26 protein-coding genes are annotated in these 25245 nt (G+C 67.9%); 11 read left to right on the forward strand and 15 right to left on the reverse strand.

The features are described 5' to 3' along the window. Window positions 1–17: 17 nt before the first annotated feature. Entirely contained in the window at window positions 18–680 is a 663-nt protein-coding gene (locus tag G3W89_RS25795) for a response regulator (protein WP_162576815.1), read from the reverse strand. 116 nt (window positions 681–796) lie between these two features. Here G3W89_RS25795 and G3W89_RS25800 point away from each other — a divergent pair, with 116 nt between their 5' ends. The 3 genes from G3W89_RS25800 (at window position 797) to G3W89_RS25810 (ending at window position 5565) form a co-directional block, all read left to right on the forward strand. Further along, on the forward strand, window positions 797–2041 hold the full coding sequence (locus G3W89_RS25800; RefSeq protein ID WP_162576816.1) for a THUMP domain-containing class I SAM-dependent RNA methyltransferase: 1245 nt from the start codon (window positions 797–799) through the stop codon (window positions 2039–2041). 352 nt (window positions 2042–2393) lie between these two features. Then, on the forward strand, window positions 2394–2582 hold the full coding sequence (locus tag G3W89_RS25805; RefSeq protein WP_162576817.1) for a hypothetical protein: 189 nt from the start codon (window positions 2394–2396) through the stop codon (window positions 2580–2582). Window positions 2583–2685: 103 nt separating this feature from the next. Continuing rightward, window positions 2686–5565, forward strand: coding sequence for a peptidase C1 (locus G3W89_RS25810; protein ID WP_162576818.1), 2880 nt, complete (start codon window positions 2686–2688; stop codon window positions 5563–5565). Between the two features lie 542 nt (window positions 5566–6107). Here G3W89_RS25810 and G3W89_RS25815 read toward each other — a convergent pair. Next, the gene (locus G3W89_RS25815) at window positions 6108–6632 is read right to left on the reverse strand and encodes a hypothetical protein (RefSeq protein ID WP_162576819.1); all 525 of its coding nucleotides are present in this window, start codon (window positions 6630–6632) and stop codon (window positions 6108–6110) included. Window positions 6633–6689: 57 nt separating this feature from the next. Between G3W89_RS25815 and G3W89_RS25820 the strand changes: the two genes are divergently transcribed. Further along, the gene (locus G3W89_RS25820; RefSeq protein ID WP_162576820.1) at window positions 6690–7091 is read left to right on the forward strand and encodes a PIN domain-containing protein; all 402 of its coding nucleotides are present in this window, start codon (window positions 6690–6692) and stop codon (window positions 7089–7091) included. 97 nt (window positions 7092–7188) lie between these two features. Here G3W89_RS25820 and G3W89_RS25825 read toward each other — a convergent pair whose 3' ends face one another. Continuing rightward, window positions 7189–8100, reverse strand: coding sequence for a hypothetical protein (locus tag G3W89_RS25825; protein ID WP_162576821.1), 912 nt, complete (start codon window positions 8098–8100; stop codon window positions 7189–7191). 103 nt (window positions 8101–8203) lie between these two features. On the opposite strand from G3W89_RS25825, the gene G3W89_RS25830 reads away from it, so the two are divergent. After that, complete coding sequence (locus G3W89_RS25830) at window positions 8204–8977, forward strand: YecA/YgfB family protein (protein WP_162576822.1); 774 nt, start codon at window positions 8204–8206, stop codon at window positions 8975–8977. Window positions 8978–9014: 37 nt separating this feature from the next. After that, complete coding sequence (locus G3W89_RS25835; protein WP_162577653.1) at window positions 9015–10205, forward strand: MFS transporter; 1191 nt, start codon at window positions 9015–9017, stop codon at window positions 10203–10205. Here the strand turns inward: G3W89_RS25835 and G3W89_RS25840 are convergent. The 6 genes from G3W89_RS25840 to G3W89_RS25865 form a co-directional block, all read right to left on the reverse strand. Then, window positions 10202–10507 carry a GNAT family N-acetyltransferase gene (locus G3W89_RS25840; RefSeq protein ID WP_162576823.1) on the reverse strand — a complete coding sequence of 102 codons (306 nt, stop codon included), beginning with the start codon at window positions 10505–10507 and terminating at the stop codon, window positions 10202–10204. The genes G3W89_RS25835 and G3W89_RS25840 overlap by 4 nt on opposite strands. Then, a complete protein-coding gene (locus G3W89_RS25845) occupies window positions 10504–10989 on the reverse strand; it encodes a nuclear transport factor 2 family protein (RefSeq protein ID WP_162576824.1) in 486 nt (161 codons plus the stop codon). The genes G3W89_RS25840 and G3W89_RS25845 overlap by 4 nt, the downstream gene beginning before the upstream one ends. Window positions 10990–11010: 21 nt before the next feature. After that, window positions 11011–11520, reverse strand: coding sequence for a CinA family protein (locus tag G3W89_RS25850; RefSeq protein WP_232076757.1), 510 nt, complete (start codon window positions 11518–11520; stop codon window positions 11011–11013). Window positions 11521–11525: 5 nt separating this feature from the next. Further along, on the reverse strand, window positions 11526–12086 hold the full coding sequence (locus tag G3W89_RS25855) for a phosphatidylglycerophosphatase A family protein (RefSeq protein WP_162576826.1): 561 nt from the start codon (window positions 12084–12086) through the stop codon (window positions 11526–11528). A gap of 216 nt (window positions 12087–12302) precedes the next feature. Continuing rightward, the gene (locus tag G3W89_RS25860) at window positions 12303–13796 is read right to left on the reverse strand and encodes a hypothetical protein (protein ID WP_162576827.1); all 1494 of its coding nucleotides are present in this window, start codon (window positions 13794–13796) and stop codon (window positions 12303–12305) included. Window positions 13797–14043: 247 nt separating this feature from the next. After that, window positions 14044–14319, reverse strand: coding sequence for a hypothetical protein (locus tag G3W89_RS25865; RefSeq protein ID WP_162576828.1), 276 nt, complete (start codon window positions 14317–14319; stop codon window positions 14044–14046). Window positions 14320–14479: 160 nt separating this feature from the next. Between G3W89_RS25865 and G3W89_RS25870 the strand changes: the two genes are divergently transcribed. Further along, on the forward strand, window positions 14480–15094 hold the full coding sequence (locus G3W89_RS25870; protein WP_162576829.1) for a response regulator: 615 nt from the start codon (window positions 14480–14482) through the stop codon (window positions 15092–15094). Beyond that, a complete protein-coding gene (locus G3W89_RS25875) occupies window positions 15094–16896 on the forward strand; it encodes an ATP-binding response regulator (RefSeq protein WP_162576830.1) in 1803 nt (600 codons plus the stop codon). Before G3W89_RS25870 ends, G3W89_RS25875 begins: the two co-directional genes overlap by 1 nt. Before the next feature lie 79 nt (window positions 16897–16975). Here G3W89_RS25875 and G3W89_RS25880 read toward each other — a convergent pair whose 3' ends face one another. Then, window positions 16976–17179, reverse strand: coding sequence for a hypothetical protein (locus G3W89_RS25880; RefSeq protein WP_162576831.1), 204 nt, complete (start codon window positions 17177–17179; stop codon window positions 16976–16978). A 105-nt stretch (window positions 17180–17284) separates the two neighbouring features. On the opposite strand from G3W89_RS25880, the gene G3W89_RS25885 reads away from it, so the two are divergent. Next, on the forward strand, window positions 17285–18100 hold the full coding sequence (locus G3W89_RS25885) for an isocitrate lyase/PEP mutase family protein (protein ID WP_162576832.1): 816 nt from the start codon (window positions 17285–17287) through the stop codon (window positions 18098–18100). Here G3W89_RS25885 and G3W89_RS25890 read toward each other — a convergent pair whose 3' ends face one another. After that, complete coding sequence (locus G3W89_RS25890) at window positions 18101–18763, reverse strand: helix-turn-helix domain-containing protein (RefSeq protein ID WP_162576833.1); 663 nt, start codon at window positions 18761–18763, stop codon at window positions 18101–18103. 69 nt (window positions 18764–18832) lie between these two features. Here G3W89_RS25890 and G3W89_RS25895 point away from each other — a divergent pair, with 69 nt between their 5' ends. Both G3W89_RS25895 and G3W89_RS25900 read left to right on the forward strand, forming a co-directional pair. Further along, the gene (locus G3W89_RS25895) at window positions 18833–19606 is read left to right on the forward strand and encodes an aldolase (protein WP_162576834.1); all 774 of its coding nucleotides are present in this window, start codon (window positions 18833–18835) and stop codon (window positions 19604–19606) included. A gap of 11 nt (window positions 19607–19617) precedes the next feature. Then, a complete protein-coding gene (locus G3W89_RS25900) occupies window positions 19618–20706 on the forward strand; it encodes a TRAP transporter substrate-binding protein (protein WP_162576835.1) in 1089 nt (362 codons plus the stop codon). 17 nt (window positions 20707–20723) lie between these two features. Here the strand turns inward: G3W89_RS25900 and G3W89_RS25905 are convergent, their stop codons facing one another. From G3W89_RS25905 to G3W89_RS25920, 4 genes are all read right to left on the reverse strand, one after another. Beyond that, entirely contained in the window at window positions 20724–21641 is a 918-nt protein-coding gene (locus G3W89_RS25905; protein WP_162576836.1) for an aspartyl/asparaginyl beta-hydroxylase domain-containing protein, read from the reverse strand. 88 nt (window positions 21642–21729) lie between these two features. Further along, on the reverse strand, window positions 21730–22698 hold the full coding sequence (gene thiL / locus G3W89_RS25910) for a thiamine-phosphate kinase (RefSeq protein ID WP_162576837.1): 969 nt from the start codon (window positions 22696–22698) through the stop codon (window positions 21730–21732). Between the two features lie 11 nt (window positions 22699–22709). Next, window positions 22710–23828 carry a YbdK family carboxylate-amine ligase gene (locus G3W89_RS25915; RefSeq protein WP_162577654.1) on the reverse strand — a complete coding sequence of 373 codons (1119 nt, stop codon included), beginning with the start codon at window positions 23826–23828 and terminating at the stop codon, window positions 22710–22712. 103 nt (window positions 23829–23931) lie between these two features. After that, entirely contained in the window at window positions 23932–25200 is a 1269-nt protein-coding gene (locus tag G3W89_RS25920; RefSeq protein ID WP_162576838.1) for a cation:proton antiporter, read from the reverse strand. Window positions 25201–25245: the final 45 nt, after the last annotated feature.

Here is a 25245-nt window from a genome sequence, read left to right on the forward strand (position 1 = left end):
GCGGCGCGGGCCCCGCATCACAGCAGCCCCATCTGGCTCGCTTCGTAGACCGCCTCGCCGCGCGAATGCACGGCAAGCTTGCGGTAGATCTTCTTCACATGCGCCACCACGGTGTGCGGCGAGATCCCGGTCAGCTCGCCGATGGTCTCGAAGCTCAGGCCCTTTGCAGCCAGCCGCAGGATCTCGGTCTCGCGCTCCGTCAGCGGCGAGGGTGGCGCCTCCCTCGGCACGGGCTGGGCGGGCGGCGTCGGCACGGCGCTGATGCGGAACCGCGCCAGCACTCGGCGCGCGATGCTGGGGCTGATGGGCGAGCCGCCCGCGCGCAACTCGTGGATGCTGGCGGCGATGTGCCCGGCGCCTGCATCCTTCAGCAGGTAGCCGGTGGCGCCGGCTTCGATCGAAGCCACCACGTGCTGGTCGTCGCCGAACATGGTGACCACCAGCACGTCGCACTGCGGATGGCGGCGCGCCGCGTGCCGGATCACCTCCACGCCGTCGATGTCGGGCAGGCCCAGGTCGACCAGCATCACGTCGGGCGGCTGGGCGTCCAGCATCGCGATCGCCGCGAGCCCGGTACCGACCATGCCCGTCAGGACGAGGCCCGGGTCGGCGAGCACCGCCTCCGAGAAGCGGCGCATGAACTCGGGTGTGTCTTCGACGATCAGCACGCTGGTGGTCATGGCAGCCCCTGTTGCGATGCGGCAATGCGACCGGCGATTTTCCCACCGGGCTTGCGCCCGGCCATAGCGCAAACGCGGTAGGGGGTGCATGGGATACTGGCCGGCCATTTCCCGACATGAACGATCTTTCCCTTTTCCTGCCCTGCGCCGCCGGCGTGGAGGACTTCCTGGCTCAGGAGGTGCACGCGCTCACCGGCCGCGCCGGCGATGAGCTCCTGGTCTTGCGTGGCGGCGTGCGCGTGCGCGCCGACTGGCGCGAAGCCCTGAAGCTCAACCTGCACAGCCGCCTCGCCCAGCGCGTGCTGATCGAACTGGTCCATGCGACCTATCGGGGCGAGCACGATCTCTACGACATCGCCGGCAGCGTGGCCTGGGAGCTCTGGTTGACGCCGAAGAACACCTTCAAGATCGAGACCACGGCCCAGCACAGCCCGCTCAAGAGCCTCAACTTCGCGACCCTGCGCATCAAGGACGCGATTGCAGACCGCTTCCGCGCCAAGGCCAACGGCGTGCGCCCCAGCATCGAGACCCAGTGGCCCGATGCGCGCGTCTTCGCGCACCTCGACGCGGAGCATTGCACCCTCTACATCGACAGTTCCGGCGAGCCTCTCTTCAAGCGCGGATGGCGCCAGGACAAGGGAGACGCGCCGCTGAAGGAGACATTGGCCGCCGCCATGCTGGCTGCCAGCGGCTGGTGGAACCCCGAGCGCGGCGAGGTCTCGCAGGTGCCGCTCTACGATCCTTGCTGCGGCAGCGGCACCATCGTCATCGAGGCTGCGCAGCTGGCGCTGGGCATCGCGCCCGGCAGCCAGCGGCGCTTCGGCTTCGAAAAACTGCTGCCTTTCCAGGCGCATGTGTGGCAGGGGCTCAAGGCCGAGGCGCAGACCGCGGTGAAGACGTCGCTGTCGGCGCCCATCTTCGGCTCCGACGTGTCGCACCGCATGGTCGATTTCGCCGAGCGCAACGCCGAGCGCGCGGGGGTGGCCGGTGCCGTGCAGCTGCGCGGCGGCGACGCGTTGCAGCGCATGCCGCCGGCCGAATCGGGCGTGATCGTGCTCAACCCGCCCTATGGCGAGCGCATCGAGGTGGGCGGCGTGGCGGGCGGCGGCCGGGGAAGCCGCAGCAGCCGCGAAGAAGGCCAGACCGAGGACGGCGGCGAGTTCTTCGTGCAGCTCGCCAGCCACTGGAAGAAGCACTACGCCGGCTGGACCGCCTGGGTGCTCACGCCCGACCTGCAGTTGCCCAGGCGCATGCGGCTCAAGGAGTCGCGCCGCGTGCCGATGTGGAACGGGCCGATCGAGTGCCGGCTGTTCCGCTTCGACATGGTCGCGGGCTCCGCACGCAGCAAGACGGTTGCATAAAGCACACAGGGCGCAAGGATTACGCCGACCCTCGGTTGACCCTGCCATGTTGCCTTGCAACAATCTCGCATCTTTATTTCGGAGCCTCGTGCGTGGACAGTGCCAGTCGAATCAGTGATGTGACGCGAACCCCGTGGTTTGCGGCCTCTTCGGCACCCCAGTAGCGCAGCTCCCATGCGCTGCAGGCCGAATCCGCCGCAGCGCAAAGCCTGTCACCCGCAGGCGCTTCTTCTTTCCCCGGTCCGCTTCCCGTCGCTGATGCATGCAGCCATCGTGCGCAGCCGCGCGCCGCATGGCCGCAGCTGCCTGGATCGTTCCCGCCGCGGGCTCTTCACTGCGAAGGAGCCTTGTCATGTGCCAACGGACGAACGCCGCCACGCCCGCTCACACGCGTGATCGGGTCACTTCATCGCCCAGCCCCGCCGAGAAGGAGAGCGCGCTGGACCAGGCCCAGTCGCTGGATCAGGCCGGCCTGTGGCCCTGCCGGCGCATCCGCAACTTCCTGCTGTCGCAGCAGCCCGCACGCGCAACCCAGCGCTGAGGGCACGGCCCGACGGTCTAGCCGGTTCGGTGGATGGACACCCGCCGACGCACGCAGCACCATCCGTCGCGCGGCGCGCACCCACCGCCGCGAGGAGGCTGCGATGCACATTCTGATGAGCAAGGGGAGCGCCGGAGAAGACGTCGAGCGGCTGCGCCAAGCGCTTGCGAAGGCGCTCGGCGAGGACGCGAAGCTGTTCCCCTCGTTGCAGGCCTCGGGCACGCCGATCGATGAAGATTTCGACGCCGCGATCCGCCGCTGGCAGGCCGGCGTCGGCCTGATCGGCGACGGCGTGGTCGGTCCGCGCTGCCAGCTGCTGCTCGACTTGCTCGCAATCGATGCCAACAAGTTCGAGCTCGTGCTCAACGTGGGGCACGTGAGCCGGCTGTTCCCCGCCACCAAGCCGGCCAACATCGCACGCTACCTGCCCTACATCGAGGCTGCGCTCGGCGTTGCGGAGCTGACGGACCGCGCGATGATCCTGTGCGCCCTGGGCACGATCCGCGCCGAGACCGAAGGCTTCGTGCCGATTGCCGAGGCGCCTTCCAAGTTCAACACGCCGCCGGGCGGTGCGCCCTTCAGCCTGTACGACACGCGCACCGCGCTCGGCAACAGCCGGCCCGGCGACGGCGAGCGCTACCGCGGCCGTGGCTTCGTGCAGCTGACCGGCAAGGACAACTACACCCGCTACGGGCAGCGCATCGGCGTGCCGCTCGACCAAGTGCCGGATCGCGCCAATGCGCCGGAGGTCGCGGCAGTGCTGCTCGCACTCTATCTCTCGGACAAGGCGACGAAGTCACGCGCGGCCATCCGCGCAGGCGACTTCGCGCAGGCCCGCCGGCTGGTCAACGGCGGCGCGCATGGCCTCGATCGTTTCAAGGATGTCTTCGAGCGCGCTGCCGCGGTATGGCCCGCACCGCGCGTGGGCGCGGGCGCCGGCCGCAGCGACGCCTCCGCCTCGGAGGCAGCGGCTTCGCGCCGCTCCACCGTCTCGCGCACGCGCAAGGACGCGGCCGACCTGCGCGACCGCCTGTTCCAGCCGAGCGCCATCAGCCTGCCCGACGAATTCCCGCCCGCCGAGGAGGTTCGCCAGTACCTCCCGGCCTACACCCGTGCCGGACTGATCCTGGACCAGGGCCGCGAAGGCGCCTGCACCGGCTTTGGCCTCAGCTGCGTCATCAACTACCTGCGCTGGGTCAAGTCCGGCCTGCCCGCGAAGATGGAATCGGTGAGCCCGCGCATGCTCTACACGCTGGCGCGCCGGCACGACGAGTACGAAGGCGAGAACTACGAGGGCTCGAGCTGCCGCGGGGCGCTGAAGGGCTGGTTCAACCACGGCGTCTGCCTCGAGCCGGACTGGCCCTACCTGCCCGAGAAGGCCAATCCCGCCAACTACGGCTTCGCGACGCGGGCGGCGCAGAACACGCTGGGCGTCTACTACCGCATCGACATCCGCTCCATCACCGACGTGCAGGCCGCGATCGCGCAGCACCGGGCGGTCTTCGTCTCGGCCTTTACCCACCCGGGCTGGGACGCGGTCCCGATCACGCCGGCGCCGAAGAGCCATGCCGAGCTGCCGCTCATCGCCTTCGATGGTCGCCGCTCCGAAGCCGGCGGGCACGCCTTTGCGCTGATCGGCTTCAACGCGCAGGGCTTCATCCTGCAGAACTCCTGGAGCAAGAACTGGGGCGCCGGCGGGTTCGCGGTGTTGGGCTACCTCGACTGGCTGGCTCATGCGATGGACGCCTGGGTGGTTTCGCTGGGCGTGCCTGGGGTGATTGCCGGCCAGTTGGCCGTGGGCGGCAGCAGCGCCTCAGGTCCGAGCGGCGCCGACCGCAGCAACTGGTGGGACACCAGCCTGGCCTACCGGCACAGCGTGGTGCTGGGCAACGACGGCCGCGTAAGCCGGTACCTGACGGAGGACGAACCACCGCGCAAGCTGCAGCAGCAGGCCTGCGTACTGCCGGACGACTGGTTCCGCAAGCAGGCGGCGGTGCGCAAGCGCCTGGTGCTCTACGTGCACGGTGGCCTCAACAACGAGCAGGAAGCGATCAAGCGCGCCAGCGCCATGGGCCGCTACTTCACCGGCAACGGCTGCTATCCCCTCTTCCTGGTCTGGAAGACGGGATTCCTCGAGTCGGTGACGAACCTCATCGCCGACGCCTTCCGACGCGAGCCGGCCCGCGCCGGCTTCGGCGAATGGTTCAGCGAGCAAACCGACCTGCTGATCGAGAAGACCGTCGGCCGGCCTGCGGCACGGCCGTTGTGGAGCGAGATGAAGGAGAACGCCGGCCTGGCCTTCGCCGAGCGGCACGGTGGCGACCTGCTGCTGGACGCGATGCAGGCGCTGTGCGCCAACTGGGGCGCGCAGTTCGAGCTGCACCTGATCGGCCATTCGGCGGGATCGATCGCAATTGGCCACCTGCTCGCCGCGCTGGCCGCACGCAAGCGCGCCGGCCGCGATGGTGGCCTGAGCGACCGCCTGGCGTCCGTCAACCTTCATGCGCCGGCCTGCTCGGTCGCCTTCGCGAACCGCCACTACGCCGGAGACGCTGGCTTGATGGAGCGCCTGCACCTGGAAGTGCTCACGGACGAGGCCGAACGCCGTGACACCGTGGGCCCGATCTACCGCAAGTCGCTGCTGTACCTGGTCTCCAACGCGCTCGAGGCTGACCTGCACACGCCGATCCTCGGGATGGACCGCGTCAACGACGAAGGCGACTCGGGCTGGGACGGTACCTCCGACACCGGCGAGGCGCTGTCGGTGTGGCGCCAGGCCGCCAAGGCTTCGAAGCTCGAAGGCCGGACCCGACGCATCGAGGGGCCGCGCATCGAGGTGGCAGTCGGTGCCGATGGCCAGCCGCTGCTGCAGGCGGCGACGCATGGGGGGTTCGACAATGACATTTCGCTCATGACGCGCACGCTGGAGCGGATCACCGGGGGGAAGCTGGCGCTGCCGGTGGAGGATCTGCGGGGATTTTGAGGGCCGATCTGCCGACGTGATCCCAAGCGAAGCAGGGCGGGTTACTTGTTTGATCGGTCCACTTTGTCGAGCAACTGCCCGCTCTCTTTCAGCGCCTGATTTTCCCTCTGCAGAGCGCTCGCCTCGCCCAGCCTAACGACCCTTCGCATATTCGCCCACGTTCCGAAAAGTGCCGGCCCTGTCGGATCACTCGACGGTCCTCAGGTCAAAATTATGTGCCGCTGTCGATCAAGGATCGAATATTCGGTCGGATCCGCGTCATAGAAGGCGTCCAAAACCACGCTCTCGCCAAGCGGCCGGCGAAATGTCGATGTCAGACATTTTTTAAATTTCACTCACCAATTCAATTGGATTAAATCATTCAGAACTTCAAAACAGGCTGCTGAATGAGATCCCGTCGAATTCACCCAAATCGAGGGCACCACCTTCCAATAGCAAATGATATCGCAGTATTTCACCTTACCTTGACGAAAACGATCAATAATTGAAGCATCTTTCACAGTGTCTCGCTGGCGTTCATTCAGATGGACGGGGCGGGGCCATTAGTCCATTTCAAGATTTATATCAAAATCGCACAGAATCTTCAACTCCGTAGCACCAAGGAACTCCCCTTCTCCATCAAGTGTGCAATAGATGCTCTTTTCAATCGAAGAAGACAGAATTTCATTCGCCAATTCTGGATTTTTCAACAGAATTTCTTGAATAAGATTAATCGCCTCCGTTAGGGATCCTATTTTTTCTGGAAGTTTAAATATACAGTAAGAATTTCTATAGCTCCCGGGCAATGGGACTCCGTCGGGAGTAAATCGGGGATCATTAAAATGCCAGATCCTAGTCACACTCAGTGATATTTTTTTAGCAATTTCCGACAGGTCTGCCGTCGGGTGCTTTAGCTTAAATGAATAATGATTCGACATAGATTCACCTATTGAGAAGAGAATCCGCTGGGCCATGATCGACTGCCCGCCCATCTGGATCGCTCGTAATGACCCGCCCATCTGGGCTGATGCCTGTCCAATCCCTGGGACCAGCGCCCACGTTCGCGCGAATCTGGCCTTTTCTCTCATCCACCGCGCGTCTTTGCGGCATCTCCAAATCGTAAACAGGCACTAGCATCGCCGCTCATGCGTATCGTCATCGACACCAACATCGCCCTCGACCTGCTGGTCTTCGACGACCCCGATTACGCGTCCCTGCTCGCCGCGCTGGAGACCGGCAAGCTGAAATGGATCGCCACCCCCGCCATGCGCGAAGAGCTGGCGCGCGTGCTCGGCTACCGGCTGGTGGCCGAGCGCCTGGTGCGCAATGGCCGCGACGCCGACGGCGTACTCGCCGCCTTCGACCGGCACGTGCTGCCCTTGCACGAGGTACCGCCCCGCGCGCCGTGCGTGTGCAGCGACCCAGACGACCAGATCTTTGTGGACCTGGCGGTGGCGCAAGGCGCGCGGCTGCTCAGCAAGGATCGCGCACTGCTCGAGATGCGCAAGCATCTCGCGGTGCTCGGTGTCCAGGTGTCGGTCCAATGACCTTCCTGCAGGCTACGCGTGGAGGCACTTCCTCCTTGTGCTGGCAATTTCAGATGTAGTCGAGCGAGCGACGAGACCGCGCGGCCGAAGTCCGGCGCTACGAGCGCTTAGGCGGCGGGTCGCTGCAATACCAGCGCCACAGCAGCCGCGCCACCGCCCGCGAGCGCTGCGTGTCCCGCCCCCAGCGCCGCCCTGCCGGCAGATGCCGCAGCCAGCGCATGCGCCGCGCTGCGAGCGCCAGGCGATCGCGCACTTCGTCGCTGGCATCGGCGAGCGCCGCATGCCAGTGCGTACCGGCCGCCCCCGACGAGGCGGCGCGCACCAGCATCGCCGTGGAGTGCAGGTAGCTGAGCCAATCGCGCACCTGGCATTCGGCAAGGGGCAGGGTCTCGCCCGGGTCGTCCTCGAAGTCGATGTAGCCGATCGTGCCGTCGGGGCACAGCACCAGGTTGCGGTCGAAGGCCTGGCTCAGGTAGGTACCGTGCGAGTGGACCGTAGCGATGGCGTCCAGGCCCTCGCGCCATACCGCCAGGAGGGCGCTCGGGCCGATGGCCGCAGCGTGGTCGAGCCGTTCTTGCAGCACCACCGGCGGCCGGCCGCTTTCGCCGAGGTCGGAGATCAGCAGGCCGTCGGGCTGCTGCGCCAGCACGGTCGGCACGCGCAGCCCGGCGGCGCCCAGGGCACGCAGGCGGCGCGCCTCGGTGGCGATGGCGGCCTCGCCGCCCAGGTTGGGCACCGGCGTCAGCACATCGAGCCGCAGCAGGCCGGCGACCATCGCCATCAGGTGGTAGCCCAGCTTGCCGTGCGGCGGGCCGGCCTTCTTGAGCCAGACGCGCTCCCTGCCGAGCCGGTGGCTGGCAACCGCCTTGTGCTGATGCGGCAGCGTGGCGCGCAGGAATTCCGCATAGTCGCCCGGCTCCCGCGGGAGCGGGTGGATCTCCAGGGGCGCGGGCGCCGACGCCAGACCCTTGCGCGCCTGCAGGCGCGTGCCGCGTTTCACGGAGTTCATGGGGCCAGGGCTGCCTGTGGGGGTTCGAGGGCAGAGGACGGGGCTGCTGAAATGGCGGGTCTCCGGGAGCTTGCTGCATCATAGAGGGCTGCTGCCCCCTGCCATGACCACGACGCCCTCGCCCTCCCCCGACCAGCCGCCCCTCGGCCCCGAAGACTTCGACGCCCTCGACCAGGCGCTGGACGCCATGCGCGAGCATGACGAGGAGATCCCGCAGTGGGAGTTCTGCGAGGGTTTCATGGCCGCGCTGGTGTGCATGCGCCGGCCCGTCGAGCCGGCGGAGTACTGGCCGGTGCTGCTCGGCGAAGCCTTCGTGCCGGCCCGGCACATGGAGTTCGCGTGGCGCTGGAAGCGGCGCTGGCGTGAAATCGAAGAGGGGCTGGACGCCGAGGTGCAGTCGCTCGACGACGAGCGCGCCTGGCAACCGGAGGTGCTGGACACGCGGGGCGCCGTCGCGGCGCTGCCGGAGGAAGAGCGTGGCGAGATCGCCGATGAGGACGTCCCCTCTTTCGCACAGGTCTGGGCCCTGGGATTCATGTACGCAGTCGAGAACTGGCCCGAGGAATGGATTTCACCGCGCGACAAGGAGGCGGCTGCCATCCTCGACGAGGCGCTGGACACGATCGTCGCGCTGACCGAAGACGACCGCGGCAAGCCCACGCTCTCGATGTACAGCGAAGACGGCCCGCCCAGCGTGAGCCAGCGGCGGGTAGACGACTTCGGCGATGCCATCTGGGCCGTGTACGACCTGCGCCGGCTCTGGCGCAGCCAGGGACCGCGCGTGGAGACCGTGCGCAAGGAAGCCACGCCGGGCCGAAACGATCCGTGCCCCTGCGGCAGCGGAAAGAAATACAAGAAGTGCCACGGTGTCGGCTGAGGTGAGCACGACGCTGCCGTCCCGCAGCGCATGGGCCATGGTGCTGACACTGTGCACCGCCTTCGCGCTCAGCCAGGCCTACCGCACGGTGGGCGCGATCATGGCCGGTCCGTTGCAAGCCGAGTTCGGACTGTCGGCACAGGCCTTGGGCGTGTTTTCGGGGTCCTTCCACTTCGCTTTCGGCGCCATGCAGCTCTTCATGGGCATCGGCATCGACCTGCACGGCGTGCGGCGCACGGTGCTCGCGGCCTTTCCGCTGGCGATCGCAGGGGCGGTGCTATCCGCGCTGGCGACCAGCTTTCCGCTGCTGATCGCGGGCCAGGTGCTGATCGGCGTCGGCTGCGCGCCGGCTTTCCTGGTGTGCACCGTGTTTATCGCACGGCACTTCCCGGCGGCGCGCTTCGCCTCGGTGTCGGGGCTGGTGCTGGGCGTCGGCGGGCTGGGCATGCTGCTGACCGGCACCCCGCTCGCGTGGCTGGTGGAGGCAAGTTCGTGGCGCATGGGCTTCGCGGTGCTGACGGCCGCTTCGGCGCTGGCCTGGCTCAGCATCCTGCTGTGGGTGCGCGAGCCGGCGCGCGCGGAAGCGCAGACCCAGGAGTCGCTGCTTGCCGCGCTGCGCCGGTTCGGCGCCCTGTTCGCGGTACCGCACACGCTGGGCATCCTTCTGCTCGGCGCCGTGTCCTATGCGGCTTTCATTTCGCTGCGTGGACTCTGGCTGGGGCCGCTGCTGGTGGAGCGCCACGGCTACTCGCTGGTGCAGAGCGGCAACGTGGCATTGGTCGTGTCGGTCGTCTCGCTCTGCGGGCCGCCGCTGTTCGGCCGCCTGGACCGCGACGGACCGGCGCGCCGACGGCGCATCGTGGCCTGCTGCGCCGTCTACGCGGCGCTCTTCGCTGCGATCGGCATCTTTCACACGGCCTGGATCGATATTGCGTGCGCCATCCTGATCGGACTGTTGTCAGGCTTCATCGTGTGGGAGTACGCCGACGTGCGGGTGGCCTACCCGGCGGCGCTCACCGGCCGCGCGATGGCGGTGTTCACCATGGCGATGTTCCTCGGCGTGGCGCTGATGCAATGGCTCACCGGCGTGGCGGCTTCGGTGGCGCAGTCGCAAGGCATCGAGCCTTACACGGCCGTGCTGACGACCATTGCCGCGCTGCTCGTAGCCGGCTGCGCGGCGTTCGCCTGGCTGCCGGCGCCACCGGGAGCGGTGGCCCGCAAACCCTAGATCTTGAAGGCGCGCTGCGTTTCGGGCCGCACCAGGTCCACGTACTCGCGGTGCTTGCGGATATAGCCGGCGATGAACAGGCAGGCCGGGATGACGGCCGTGCCCTGCGCCCTTGCCTCGTCGAGCACGTGCCGCGCGATGGCCGAGCCCACGCCCTGGCCCTCGAAGGCGGGCAGCACCTCCGTGTGGGTGAACATCACCGCGTTCGTGAGCAGGTTGTATTCGCAGTAGCCCGCGAGCTGGCCGTCGATGGCGGCCTCGTAACGGTGCTTCTCGGGATGGTTCGTGATGGTGATCGTCATGTTGTGCGTGCCATGAAGGCGGACAGATTCTTGGCGGCGTTGGCGCGCACCTTGTTCTTCAGCATCGGCGTCCAGCCGAGCAGCAGGCCGGGCGGGCCCAGCGCCTGGCGCGACCAGGCCCAGAAGTCGAAGCGGTCGCGCTGGGTGGCGATCAGGCCCTCGGGCGTGAAGCCGAACTCGGAGTCGATCGCGTTGTCGACAATGCGGCCGGTGGTGCTGAAGCGGTAGTGCGCATCCCAGTGGGCGCGGCCGGTGGCGCCGTCGGCCTGGACGTCGCGCCAGCTGAGCTTCCACACATCGGCCCCCTTGGTGCGCGTGGCCTCGCACAGCATCTTCCACATTGCAGCGACTTCGCGGCCGCTCTTCAGCGAGAAGGCTTCGTCGTCGAAGCGCGCATCCGGCGCGTAGCAGGACGCCATCGTGTCGGCATCGAGCCTGGCGAAGGCCTCGTAGAGGCGCTGGATGGTGGCTTCGTTGGGCATGGCCGGCGATCGTAGCCGAGCTTAGCTGCTGCGCAACAGCGTCGAGAGCGTCTGCAAGGCGTGATTCACGGTGGCCGCCCGCACCGCGGCCCGGTCGCCTTCGAAGCGCCGGCGCTCGGTGTGCACGTGGCCGCCGACCGACCAGCCGAACCACACGGTACCCACCGGCTTCTCGGCGCTGCCGCCGGTCGGGCCGGCCACGCCAGTCACGGCCACCGCGACCTGCGCGGCCGACCGAGCGACCGCGCCAGCGGCCATCGCGCGCGCGACCGGCTCGCTGACGGCGCCCTCGGCCGCGATGAGCGCCGCGTCGACCCCCAGCAGCTCGGTCTTGGCGGCGTTCGAGTAGGTGACGAAGCCGCGCTCGAACCAGTTGCTGGAGCCCGACAGATCGGTGCAGGCGCCTGCGATCAGCCCGCCGGTGCAGCTCTCGGCCGTGGCCATCATCCGGCCCTGGTGCTGCAACAGCTCGGCCAGCTGGAGCACCAGCGCGGGCGTGTCGGATTCGGGGGTGGAGGAAGCGTCGTTCATGGGCATCACCAGCTGCGGAACAGGGCGATCACCAGCAGCGTGCAGAAGGCCGCCACCAGATCGTCGAACAGGATGCCGAAGCCGGCCGCGGTCCACGACATGGTGGCCGGTGTCGCCCCGCGCTGCTTGAAGAGCTGGTCGGCCCAGGCCACCGGCCCAGGCTTGGCGGCATCGAAGAGGCGGAACAGCGCGAAGGCCACCAGCTGGGCCAGCAGGCCGGCCGGCATCACGAGCCACAGCACCAGCCAGAAGCCGACGACCTCGTCCCAGACGATCGCGCCGGGATCGGCGATGCCCATGTGGCGCGCCGTGACGGTGCAGGCCCACCAGCCGATGGGCAGCGATGCCAGGATGATCCATCCGATCGCGCCCGCCGGGAGCCAGCGCTGCATGAGCACGAAGGCAGCCCAGGCCCACAGCGTGCCCCCGGTGCCGGGCGCGCGCGGCGCAAGGCCGGCGCCGAAGCCGAGCGCGATCGGGTGCGCAGGGTGGGCGAGCATGAAGCGCAGCGTGGGGCGCCGCAGCGGCGGGATCGGCAGGGCGCCGGAGACAGGGGCGGATTGCATGGAACGACAGTGTCGCCCAACATTCGAGCCGATCGTCGCAACCGCACCTGCAGGAGAGGCTTCACCCCGGCAGGGACCGCACGCGTCACCGGAAATGAAAACGCCCGATGAGATTCATCGGGCGTCCATGAAGGGCCTGGTCAGCCCTCTTCAGGCCTCAGCGACCTATGGGAGAGAAGGTCAGCGACAGGGGCGATGTCGATCGGAATGCCGCAATCAGCGGGGCCCGGTGGCGTAGCACTTCTCGACCAGCCTCGGATCCGGAAAGATGTTCACATTCACGAAGTAGTTGAACTCGGTGCCCGGGTACGTGCCGGTAGCGTCGCTGTATGTATCCACGACGGACCTCAACTTGAGCGGAGCATCGCCCGTCGCAACACCGGGAATGTTGGGGGCAACGTAGTTACCCGTCGTGCCGTCGCGGGACAGTTCGACGCCATTCAGAATCACGTGCGCCGTTCCTGCGTTATTCATACTTTCAGTAAAGCTGAAATCGACTCTCTCGCTCATCGAGGGGCACAAATTCAAGGTCACGACGTTGTCCTTGAAGACATAGTCGTCGGTGTACACGGTGTAGCCCTTCACAAAGGCCAACTGGCGGCCGGGTTGCGCCTCGATGATCGGAGTCAAGGTCAATTTGACTGTCTTGATGGCAGCGGCCCGGTTGGCTGTCGCAGGCAGCGAGAAGGTCAAAGACGTTATACCGGCCTTGCTTGCGTTCAGGACAATGTGCGGCGTACCGGTCTGAGCGTCCCAAGATGCGGATCCGACATCTGCATTGCTCAAGGTAATCGTCGGTGTTCGCCATTCGTCCGACACTTCGTCGTAGATTTCGGCACCCACCGGTATCTCCAATCTCACTGCGAATGGTTGCGTCAAATCATTGAGGGAGATGGTGCTTTTCCGCTTCTCGACGACCAGGTTGCCCGAGACGGTCCCGCCTTCATAGTTGGCGGTCGGCACCTGGGTCGCGGTGATGGTCGCAGTTCCGGCAGACCATGCGGTGAGTGTCCGGCCGTCCTTGTCCAGGAAGGCAACATCGCCAGCCGCTCCGGTGCTTGTCCTCATGTTGGAAACTGCGTATTTGATGGCGCCGTTGCTCTTTGTGCGGGCCTGGAGTTGCGCAGATTCCCCGATGGCCTGAAGCGTCACCGTAGGCATTGACAAAATCGGCTGCGCTTTCTTGACGGTCAGCTCGGCCCAAACTCCGATCTGAGGGGCGCTCGGATCAGCGCTTTGTGCATCGATCCTGACCGTGCCGGCGCCCACGATCGTCACCATGTCGCCGGCAATCGTCGCCACGGAGGTATCCCTGCTGTAGAACTTGACCGGGCCGCTCACCCCGGACGGCGGATCGAGCTTGAACGGAGGATCTCCAAAGATCCGGGACACGGGCCCGAATTTGACGCCCGGATCGCTCGTCGAAATGCCGGAGATGGGCGCCAAGGTGACTGCCTCCAGGCCCGCGGATTTGTCCGAATCGGCGCCCGAGAAGCCGCCTGTTGCGCCTCCTCCTGACCCGCCGCCGCCGCAGGCCGTCAGCATCAGGCACACGAGCCAAGGCAGGGCACTGCCGCGCAGCTTGGCTACCTTGCCCGCGTTGGAAGAGCGCTTCGCGGCGCCATCGTAAAAAAAATGCACGTCAGAACTCCTGCTAACAAATGAAACCGGCCAGCAAGCGCGGAGCACTGCCTCCACGTTGACCACCATGCCGGTCGTTCCTGGTCAAGAGTCGCGATTCTATTTTTTACATCTTGTTAGCATTCTGATGAATTCTTTCACGCTTTCGTGAATTTTCTGATCGCCCGCCCGCTGCTCGCGACGCTCCCGCATCGAAGTGCGAAGCGGCGAGTCATGCCAATGCAGGTGCGATGTGCGTCGAGGCGCTCACCCCGAAGGAGCGAGGTCGCACGAGGCTGTTGCCGATGGCCAGCGGCGGACGCTGACGCAGCGGCGCTCAGGCCGGCTGGAAGTGCTGCTGGATGCGCTGCGCCACCCGCTTGGGATGTTGGCGCAGCGCGTCGACCGAGTAAGAGCCCACGAACAGGCCGTCCATGTTGAGTTCGACGCTCGGGAAATAGAGACCCAGCGAAGCCCCGGCGTCGTACAGGCAGAACGCCAGCGAGTCGAATGTGCCGCCGTCGCCCGCCGGGCCCGCACCGGCGACGAAGGCGCTGATGCGGTAGGTGTAGGCGTGCGATCCGACGCGTTGGATTTCGACCAGGGGCTTCATTCGACTGCGGACAAAAGGAGACGGGAGCGTGAATTTGTTGGGACCTCGATGGTCGCCGCCGCGCCGGTTTGCGTAAATAGTCCAATTGGACCGGCCGCGCGGCGCAGTCAGTTGGGCAGAATGCCTGGACGCCCTCTCGCCCCTGCTCCCGCCTGCCTCCATGCTGCCGCCCCGCATTCTTCTCGTCGACGACCACGCGCTGTTCCGCAGCGGCCTGCGCATGGTCCTGACCGCCAGCATCGCGGACCTGGAGGTGGCCGAGGCTGCATCGCTCGAAGAAGCCCTGCGCACGTCCATGCAGGAGCCCACGCTGGTGCTGCTGGACATCCAGCTGCACGGCCTGAACGGGCTGGAAGGCATTGCGCTGGTCAGGCGCAAATGGCCGCAGGCGCTGGTGGTGATCCTGTCCTCCGAGCTTTCGCCGCAGAAGGTCCGGCTGGCGATGGAGCGCGGCGCGGCCGCCTTCGTCTCCAAGGCCGAACCGGCCGACAAGATCCTGGCGGTGATCGGCCAGCTGCGCCACGGCCTGGCGGTCGAGGCCGACGGCCTGCAGTCTGGCGAGGGCGACCCCGATTCGCAGCCGTTGCTGACGCCGCGCCAGAGCGAAGTGCTCGACCTGATGTGCCAGGGCCTGTCGAACAAGCTGATCGGCCGGCGGCTCAACCTGTCGGAGAACACGGTGCGCGGCCATGTGCAGGCGGTGCTGGCGGCGTTGCAGGTCTCAAGCCGCTCCGAAGCCGGTTTCGCTGCACGGCAGCGCGGCCTCGTGGCCTGATGATCGACAAGCCCCGCCTGCCGGAGGAACGCATGCTGGTGGAGCAGCTGCGGCTGCAGCTGGGCAACATCGGCGCCTCGGTCATCCCGACCATCCTGCTGGCGCTGCTGCTGGTGTGGGTGCTCTCCAACGAGTCCAACGCGCTCGCGATGCGGGCCTGGGCCGGCATCATCATCCTGCTCAAGCTGTACCTCGCGTGGGACGCGCGGCGCCTGCTGGCGTCCGAGATCAGTCCCGCGGGCGGGCGCCGGCTGCTGGCGCGCAAGATGGTGCTCAACGCCATCGACGGGGTGGCGTGGGGCGCGCTGGCCTGGGCCGCGCTGGGCACCAGCACGGTGGCCGGCAGCGTGCTGGTGGTGGCGGTGCTGGCGGGCGTGGCCGCCAGCTCCATGTCGTCCCTGGCGCCGATCCTCCCGGCCTTCATCGTCTTCGGCACCGCCGAGCTGATCGTGCTTGGAGCCCGGCTGTGGTCCATGGACGACCCGGCCTACGAGGCCCTTGGCGTCGCTGCGATCATCTACACGGCGGCGCTGCTGGGGCAGGCGCGCAACGGCTCGCGCGCCGCGCGCCGGGCGATCGGTTTGCGCTTCGAGAACCTCGAGCTGATCGAGCGCCTGCATGTCGAGACCGAGCATGCACAGGCCGCACACCGGACGGCCGAGGAGGCCAACCTCGCCAAGTCCCGGTTCCTTGCCGCCGCCAGCCACGACCTGCGCCAGCCAATCCACGCGCAGGGCCTGTTCCTCGAGGTGCTGTCACGCACCAAGCTCTCGGCCGACCAGTACGACGCGCTGGCCAATGCGCGCGCTACCTGGCAGGCCTCGGCCGAGATGCTCGATACGCTGCTGGATTTCTCGCGCATCGAAGCCGGCGTGGTCGAGCCGCAGGCGCAGGTCTTTGCGCTGCAGCCGCTGCTCAACAAGATCGAGAACGAGCTGGCGCCTCAGGCCGATGCCAAGGGCATCGTCTACCGCTCGCGCGAAACGCATGAGGCCGTGCGCTCCGATCCGGCGCTGGTGGCATTGATCCTGCGCAACCTCGTGTCGAACGCCATCCGCTATACCGAGCACGGCGGCGTGCTGGTCGCCTGCCGCGCGCGGGGCGAGCAGGTGGTGCTCGAGGTGTGGGACACCGGCATCGGCATCGAGCCCGCGCAACACCTGGCGATCTTTCGGGAGTTCCACCAGCTCGGCAACGCCGAGCGAGACCGCCGCAAGGGTCTGGGCCTGGGCCTGGCGATCGCGCAGGGCCTCGCGCGGGCGCTGGGGCAGGAGCTCTCCCTGAGGTCGGTGCCGAAGCGCGGCAGCGTGTTCCGGCTCACCCTGCCGGCGGCGCGCGCAGGCGTGGTCGCCGACAGCGGCGCCGAGGCCTTGCCGGGGCCGGCTCGCGTGTTCGACCTGCGGGTGCTGGTGATCGACGACGACGAGTCCGTACGCACCGGCATGCGCCAGCTGCTCGGCGCCTGGGGCTGCGCCTGCGACGTGGCCGATTCCATCGAGGACGCGCAGGCACTGGCGCGCGCGCACCGGCCGGGGCTGGTGATCAGCGATTACCGCCTGCGCGAGCTGCGCACCGGCGCCGAGGCCATCGCGGCCCTGCGCGCGGAGTTCGGCGCGAGCCTGCCGGCGCTGCTGATCACCGGCGACACCGCACCGCAGCGCCTGCGCGAAGCGCGCGCCACCGGCGTGCCGCTGCTGCACAAGCCGGTGCTGCCGAGGCAGCTGTATCGTGCGATGACCGCGGTGCTGAACGGGCGCGAGCTCGACTCGTCCTTCGCGGCGCTCGAGGCGCGGCGAGCCTGAACAATGTCTTCTTCCCTCCCTCCGGGAGAGGGTCAGGTCGAGGGCACCGGGCCTGTCGACGAGGTCCGGCCGTCGATCGTCACTCGCAGCGGAACAGCACGCCCTGCTCTGCCGGCGCCTTGCCCAGCATGCGGGCGCTCAGCCCCTTGTCCCGGCAATGGTCGCCGGCCTGCATGTAGGTCGCGGCGCGCAGCGTGCCGTCGCGCAGCGGGACGACCTGGTTGGGCGGCACCCCGCAGCCGGTGACGAGCAAAGCGACAAGGAGGGGTGCGAACCAGTTCATGCGGCTATTTTGCAGTAGTTCCCTGGGGTGTCTTCGACCCTGTCGTGCCCTATAACCACAGGCGGGGCCTCTTCATGCCCTACATCCATCCGAGCCGAGATTCCCATGACACGTACCGTTGCCGAAAAACGCGCCCTCTTCCGCCAGCTTCACACCGAGAGCTGCTTCGTCCTGCCCAACCCTTGGGACGTGGGCAGCGCACGCTTCCTCGAAACCCTCGGCTTCAAGGCGCTGGCCACGACCAGTTCCGGCTTCGCGTGGTCGCGTGGCCACTCCGATGGTGCGCTTGCGCGCGAACAGATCCTCGCCCATCTGCGCGAACTCGTCGCCGCCACCGATCTGCCCGTGAACGCAGACTTCGAGAGTGGCTTTGCCACGGACCCGCAAGGCGTCGCGCAGAGCGTGCGCATGGCCATCGACACCGGCGTCGCCGGGTTGTCGATCGAGGACTCGACGGGCGATCCGGACCGCCCGCTCTACGACATCGAGTTCGCGGTTGCACGCCTGCGCGCCGCACGTGCGGCCATCGATCAGGAAGGCGGCGAGACGCTGCTCGTCGGCCGGGCCGAGAACTTCTTCCAGGGGCGCCCCGACCTCGACGACACCATCGCCCGGCTCAAGGCCTATTCGGAGGCCGGCGCCGACTGTCTCTATGCGCCGGGCATCCGCACGCGCGAGCAGATCGCCGCGGTGGTGGCGGCGGTGGCACCCAAGCCGGTCAACCTGCTGGTCGGCTCCACCAGCGAGCTGACGCTGCAGGACATCGCGGCGCTCGGCGTCCGCCGCCTCAGCGTCGGCGGAGCGCTGGCGCGCGCGGCATGGGGCGGGTTCATGCGCGCGGCGCGCGCGCTCGAACAGGGTCGCTTCGACGGCTTCGCCGATGCCGCGTCGGGCGTGGAGCTCAACGCCCTGTTCCGCTGATCACTGCGCAGACAGCACCAGCAGCGCCCGCGCCTGCGCCCGTCCGATGCGGGCAATGCGGTGGTTCAGGTAGCCTGGGAAGTGGATGCAGTCGCCGGCCTGCAGGCGCTCGGTGCGCTCGGGGAAGATGACGTCGATGGTGCCGGCCAGCACGTAGAGCATTTCCTGCCCCTCGTGCTGTGCCTGCAGCGAGCCGCCGCTCTGTCCGGGGTAGATGATGAAGGCCTCGAAGGCGCTCACCGAGTTGCCGTGCAGCAGCGGCGCGAAGCGGTGCGCCGCCGGCTCTTCGGCGGCATGGCCCGGCGCCAGGTCGGCGCCGCGCGTGATCTTGATGTCGGCCTTGTCCAAGGTCTCGCCGACCAGGTTGCCCATGCTGGTACCCAGCGCCTTGGCAAGCCGCGCCAGCATGTGGATGGAGGGCGTCTTGAGGCCGTGCTCGAGCCGGGACACGTGGGCCTTGTGCACACCCACCGCGTCCGCCAACTCCTCCACCGTCATGTTCCTCAGGCGCCGCAGCGCCTTGATCCGCGGCCCAACGCTCTGGAAGGCAGGGACGGGCGCGCCCTCGTCCGGTGCCGGCGCGGCTGCCGCAAGGTGGGTGCGCGGCTTTCTTGCGGGCGATGCGGCTACGGAGGCATTGCGGGCGGGGGGTCTGGTGGCCATGGTGCTTTCGATGTTGACACAGGTCAACACGTTGACCAGAATAGGTCAACAAGTTGACTTGGAGAGCACATGCAAGACGATCAGGACATCAAGGCGGCGGTCTACCGCGACCTGCAGGACAAGACCCGTCCTTCATCGTGGAGCACCGTCGAGCAGCTGGTGCTGGCCTGCCGCATGCTCGCGGCCGAGGGGCACTGGGCCAACGGCCTGGCGGGGCAGATCACGGCGCGCGGCGAACGGCCCGGCACTTACTACACGCTGAAGTTCGGCATCGGCGCGGACGAGGCGACGCCGCAGGGCTTCATCCTCACGGACGACGACCTGCGCCCACTCGACGGCGTGTCGCTGCCCAACCCGGCGACCCGCTTCCACCTGTGGGTCTATCGCGCCAATCCGGCGGTGCAGTGCATCGTCCACACCCATCCGGCGGCGGCGTCGGCGCTGTCCATCATCGGTCAGCCGCTGATTGTCGCGGGCATGGATGCCACGCCCTTCTTCGAGAACTGCGGCTACCTGTCGGAATGGCCGGGGCTGCCGATCGGCAACGACGAGGGGCGCCTCATTTCCGAGGCGCTGGACGGACGCAAGGCGCTGCTGCTGGCACATCACGGCCTGCTGACCGCGGGCGCCACGGTGGCCGAGGCCGCGACGCTGGCGATCTGGATGGAGCAGGCCGCGGCGGTGCAGCTGCGCGCGGCGGCGGCCGGCACCATCAAGCCGGTGCCCGCGCACCTCGCGCGCGAGTCGCGCGACTTCCTGCTGAAGCCGCAGATCACCGACCTCACCTTCCAGTACTTCGCGCGTCGCGTGCTGCGCGCGGACCCTGCCTGTCTCACCGCCTGAGGAAAAGCGCCATGCAAAGACGTTCCCTGCTGGCCGGCGCTGCCGTCGCCGCCGCCGTTTCCGCACCCGCGATCGCGCAGGGCACGCCGGCCGTGCGCTGGCGCATGCCTTCGAGCTTTCCGAAGTCGCTGGACACCGTGTTCGGCGGCGCCGTTGCCATCGCGGAGATCGTGCGCAAGCTGACCGACGGCCGCTTCACCATCTCGCCCTTCGCCGCCGGCGAGCTGATGCCGCCACTGGCGGTGCTCGACGGCGTGCAGAACCGCAGCGTCGAGTGCGGCCACACTGCCGGCTTCTACTACGTGGGCAAGGAGCCGGCCCTGGCCTTCGACACCGGCATCCCCTTCGGCATGACGCCGCGCCAGCACACGGCCTGGATGACGCACGGCGGCGGCCTGTCGACGATGCGCGAGATCTACGAGCGCTTCGATGCGGTGCAGATCCCCTGCGGCAACACCGGCGCGCAGATGGGCGGCTGGTTCCGCAAGGAGATCAAGCGTGTGGAAGATTTCCAAGGCCTTCGCATGCGCGTGCCCGGGCTGCTGGGCCGCGTCTACGCCAAGCTCGGCGTAACGCCGCTGCAGCTGGCCGCTGCCGACGTCTACCCGGCACTCGAGAAGGGCACGCTCGACGCGGTGGAGTTCGTCGGCCCCTACGACGACGAGAAGCTGGGCCTGGCCAAGGTGGCGCGCTACTACTACGGGCCGGGCGTGATGGAGCTGGGCGCTTCGCTGTGCTTCATTGCCAACAAGAAGGCCTGGGCCGAGCTGCCCGACAGCTATCGCGCCGCGCTGGAGGCTGCGTGCGCGCAGGCCGGCGCCGAGATGCTGGCCAAGTACGACGTGGGCAACGTGCCGGCGCTGAAGCGGCTGGTGGGCAGCGGTGCCAAGCTCAACTACTGGTCCAGGCCCATCATGGACGCACTGCACAAGGCCACGCAGGAGGTGCTGAAGGAGGAGGCCGCGGCCAACCCCGTCTTCGCCAAGGTGCACGGCAAATGGCGCGAGTTCCTTGACGAACAGCTGGTCTGGTCCTCGGTCAACGACGGTGCGGCGGAGCAGTACATCCTGGGCACCAGGCGCGCGGCGGCGGTGCGCTGAAACCTTAGGCAGGACGCTCAGAAGAATAGCCAGTAGAACAGCCCGCCGAAGATCGCCCACTTCACGAGGTAGTAGCTCGGCTTGTTCCAGGCCTTCAGCCGCTTGCCCAGCACGCGGATCTTGTAGACCTGCGCGAAGGCCTTGTTCAGGCCGCCGATCGGCTCGCCTTCCACGTTCTGCGTGGCAGCGGCCTTGATCATGCGCCAGCCGATCTCGCGGTTGATCCAGCGCGCCACCGGATTGTTCAGCGGCCGCTCGACGTCGCAGAACAGGATCAGCCGGGTCTCGTTCGTGAGGTTCTCGGCGTGGTGGATGTAGGTCTCGTCGAACATCACGGCCTCGCCGTCCTTCCAGTAGTAGGACTGGCCGTCGACGAAGATCCTGCAGTTCGGCGCATCCTGCGGCACCTTGAGGCCCAGGTGGTAGCGCAGCGAGCCCGCGAACGGGTCGCGGTGCCGCACCAGGTTGCCGCCCGGCGGCAGGATCGCGAACATTGCGGCGCGCACCGATGGAATGCCCGCCAGCAGCTCGGTCGTCTTCGGACACAGGCCCTTGGCCGAGGGCAGGAAGTCGCCGTACCAGTTGAGATAGAAGCGCTTCCAGCCGGTGCGGAAGAAGGAGTTGAAGCCAATGTCGGTGTAACCCGCCGCCGCCTTGATGTGCCCCTCGTCGAACAGCGCCAGGCCTTCGTCGCGGATGGTCTGCCAGTTTTGCTTGAGCACGTCGAGTTCGGGGAACTGCTTCAGGTCGAGGTAGGGCTTGGACGGCACCGACGAGAACCAGTACATCAGCACGTTGAGCGGCGCCAGGAAGGTCGAGTGGTCGCTCAGCTGCCGCCCGAGCCGATGCCGCACGTGGCCGCGAAAATGCACGTAGAGGGCGGAGGCCAGGAAGACCAGCGGAATCAGGAGCTTGTACGACAGGAAGCTGGGCATCGATGGGCGCGACGTGCAGTCGTCGTCGAGATGGGAAGTCGAGAATTCTCGCCGAATCGCCCACCGAGCGCCCGCATAGATTCACCGCTCAGGCCGCGGCCTGGAAATGATCGAAAGCCGCGAATTGCTGTACCAGCGGCGCGCCCTGGGCGTCAACGATGCGCAAGCCGGGCGCGGCTTCGATGCGGCCGATGCGTGTGACCGGCGTGCCGCTGCGCCGTCCGGCCTCGATCACGGCTTTCGCGGCAGAAGCTTGCGCCGTGAAGAGCAGCTCGTAGTCGTCGCCGCCCGCGAGCGCGCAGCTGCGGCGCAGCGCGAGGTCCGGCGCGGCCGCGGCCGGAATGCCGATGAGACCGCACGCGGCATCGGCGTCCACCGTCGCGCCCACGCCGCTGGCGGCAAGGATATGGCCGAGGTCGCCGACCAGCCCATCGCTCACGTCGACGGCGGCACTCGCGGCGCCGCGCAGCGCCTGGCCGAGGGCGACGCGCGGCTCGGGCTGCTCCATGCGCCGGCGCGCCTGTTCGAAGGCCTCGGCCGGCAGCGCCAGCGTGCCGCGAAAGACTTCCAGCGCCAGGCGTGCGTCGCCCAGAGTGCCGCTGACCCAGAGCTCGTCGCCGGGCTTCGCGCCGGAGCGCAGCAGCGCCGCCCCCGCCGGCACCTCGCCGAAGACGGTGATGCAGATATTGAGCGGTCCGCGCGTGGTGTCGCCGCCCACCAGCTCGCAGCCGTGCGCATCCGCCAGTGAGAACAGCCCGCGCGAGAAGGCCGCGAGCCAGGCTTCGTCGACCCCGGGCAGCGCCAAAGCAAGGGTGAAGGCCAGTGGCTTCGCGCCGCAGGCCGCGAGGTCGCTCAGGTTGACCGCAAGCGCCTTGTGGCCCAGGCGTGCGGGGTCGACGGTGGAAAGAAAATGGCGCCCCTCGACCAGCATGTCGCTGGACACCGCGAGCTGCATGCCGGGCCCCGGCGCGAGCAGCGCACAGTCGTCGCCGACGCCGAGTGGAGAACGCGCCGCGGGGCGCTTGAAGTACCGGTCGATGAGGTCGAACTCGCCCATCGTGGTCGCCCTCAACCGTGCCGGAAGCGTTTCGCCGCCTGCCGCACGACCTCCGCCAGCAGCCGCTCCTTGGCCTGGCGCTCGCGCAGCCAGCGCGCGTCGTTGCGGTTGGCCTCCACGCTGGTGCGCAGCTGGCCCAGGGCCTCGGTGGCGTCCAGCGCCTCGCTGTGCCATTCGAGCTGGGTCATGGTCATGAGGATGTGGTCGCGCAGCGGCATGTGGCTGCCGGTGGCGGGGTCGACATAGACGGCGTCCAGCCCGAAGCGGCAGGCCTGGAAGCGGTTGTAGGTGTAGACCAGGTAGTCGTCCTCCGTCGGCGTGAAGGGCTGCTCCTGCAGGAACCAGGCGGCCAGCGACTGCACGTAGCCGGCCAGCGCCGCGGCGCGCTCGACCGTGAGCGGCGTGTCGAAGACGCGGATCTCGATGGTGCCGAACTCAGGCTTGGGCCGGATGTCCCAGTAGAAGTCCTTCATGCTGCGCACGACGCCGGTGCGGGTCATGCGTTCGAAGTAGTTGCCGAATTCGCGCCAGCTGAGCGTAAACGGCGCGCGGCCCGAGAGGGGAAAGGCGAAGACCGAGTTGAGCCGTGCCGAATCGAACTGGGTGTCCTGCCCCTGCACGAAGGGCGACGATGCCGACAAGGCGATGAAGTGCGGGATGTAGCGCGACATGCGGTGCAGCATCAGCAGTGCGCCGTCGGCATCGGGGCAGCCGATGTGCACGTGCTGCCCGAAGATGGTGAACTGCTTGGAGAGGTAGCCGTAGAGCTCCGACAGCTCGCGAAAACGCGGCTTGTCGTAGATGCGCCGCTCGTGCCACTGCTGGAAGGCGTGCGTGCCACCGCCCACCACCGCGATGTTGAGCTTGTCGGCGTTGCGCACCAGCGCGTCGCGAATGGGCGTGAGCTGCGCAACGACGTCCTTGGCCGAGTGGCAGATGTCGGTGGATATCTCGATCATGCTCGAGGTCATCTCGGGCACCACGCTGCCAGGCAGCGGGGTCTGTGCCATCAGGCGCAGCATGTCCTCGGCATAGGGTGCGAGGTCGTAGTCGTGGGTGTTGACCAGCTGCAGTTCCAGCTCGACGCCCAGCGACAGCGCGACCGACTTGTTGAAGGGCTCCAACGGCACCACGCGGCTCTCGGGGGAGCCGGGGATCGGCGGTGTTCCCTCGGGCGGCCGACCGGTTTCGAAGACGCTCATGGGGACCTCCACGCTCTGCACTTCGCTGGGCTCATCGCTGCGTGTCCTCCGTGACGCTGAAGGCTTCGGGCAGCCAGGGCCTGGAGCTTTCGCCGGCGCCGTGGATGGCGACGGTGGCGAGCACCGCACCGAGCACCTCCATCAGCAGGATGGCGGGCAGCGCGATCTGCGTGATCATCGCGCCCAGCAGCGGCGAGGCCGTGACAAAGGCCGAGGTGATCAGCAGCGCGATCGACGACAGCGGCGACATGGCGCAGCCCACCCACAGCGCCTGGCGCCAGCTCGCGCCGCTGCCCGGGTTGGCGATGGCCACGCCCGCGATCTTGGCAACCGTGCGCACGCCGATCACCGCCAGCACCACGCTGGCGACCGGGAGGCTCCAGTCGGCCTGCGCGGCCACGATGGACACCAGCACGAACATCAGCATGGTGAGCAGCGAGGCCGCGGTGCCCAGTTGCCTCGGCCAGACCCAGGGCTTGGGGTGCAGGGCCTTGAGCAGCACGCCGCCGATGAGCGCCGCCAGCGGGGCCGAGCCGCCGAAGTGCGCAGCCAGCGCGGCGCCGGCCGCGATGATCGCCAGCAGCAGGATGGAGGTGTTCTCGCTGGTCGGGCTCATCACGCGCAAGGCCGAGCGCAGCGACAACGCCATCAGCGCGCCGACCACGAAGGACAGGCCCAGCACCACCGCAACCGGGTAGAGCTTCTGGAACAGGCCCAGCGGCGCGTGCTCGATCAGCCCGGCTTGCGCATAGCCCAGCGCCAGCGCATAGAAGGTGTTGAGCGTGGCCAGCGTCAGCGCGCGCTCGGTCACCGGGCCGGAGCCGCGGGTGTCCATCACCACGCGGCTGAGCACGGCCGGCGAGGCCACGATCGCCATCAGCGCGATCGGATTGGCCACGGGGTCGGGCACGTCCATCCAGTGCAGCACCCAGAACACGGCGAGGTAGGTCAACGTGGCTTCGAGAAGGCTCTGCACCAGCACCATCGGGTTGTGGCGGAACCAGCGCAGCGGCAGCCGGCCGCCTGCCTCGAACAGCACGATCGCGACGCCGAGCTCGAGCAGGAACAGGCTGATGCCCTGCAGCGGCCACATCGCGCCCTCGAACCCGGCTAGGCCGACCATCGTGCCGACCACCGAGTAGCCGATCACCTTGGGCATGCCCGTGTAGCGCTGCACCAGGTGGCCGGCCGCGGCGGCGGCGGCCAGCAGAAGCGACCACAAGACGGTGGGCAGGCCGGCCGAGGGTCGCACCCAGTCGGACCAGAAACCCAGCAGGTCGTTGGGAATGAAAGAACTCATCGGGCCAATCTGTTCAACAAAGGGCGCGCGCCGGTCAGGCGCCGC

It is taken from the genome of Variovorax sp. PBL-H6 (genome assembly GCF_901827155.1).
In the GTDB taxonomy this organism is placed as follows: domain Bacteria; phylum Pseudomonadota; class Gammaproteobacteria; order Burkholderiales; family Burkholderiaceae_C; genus Variovorax.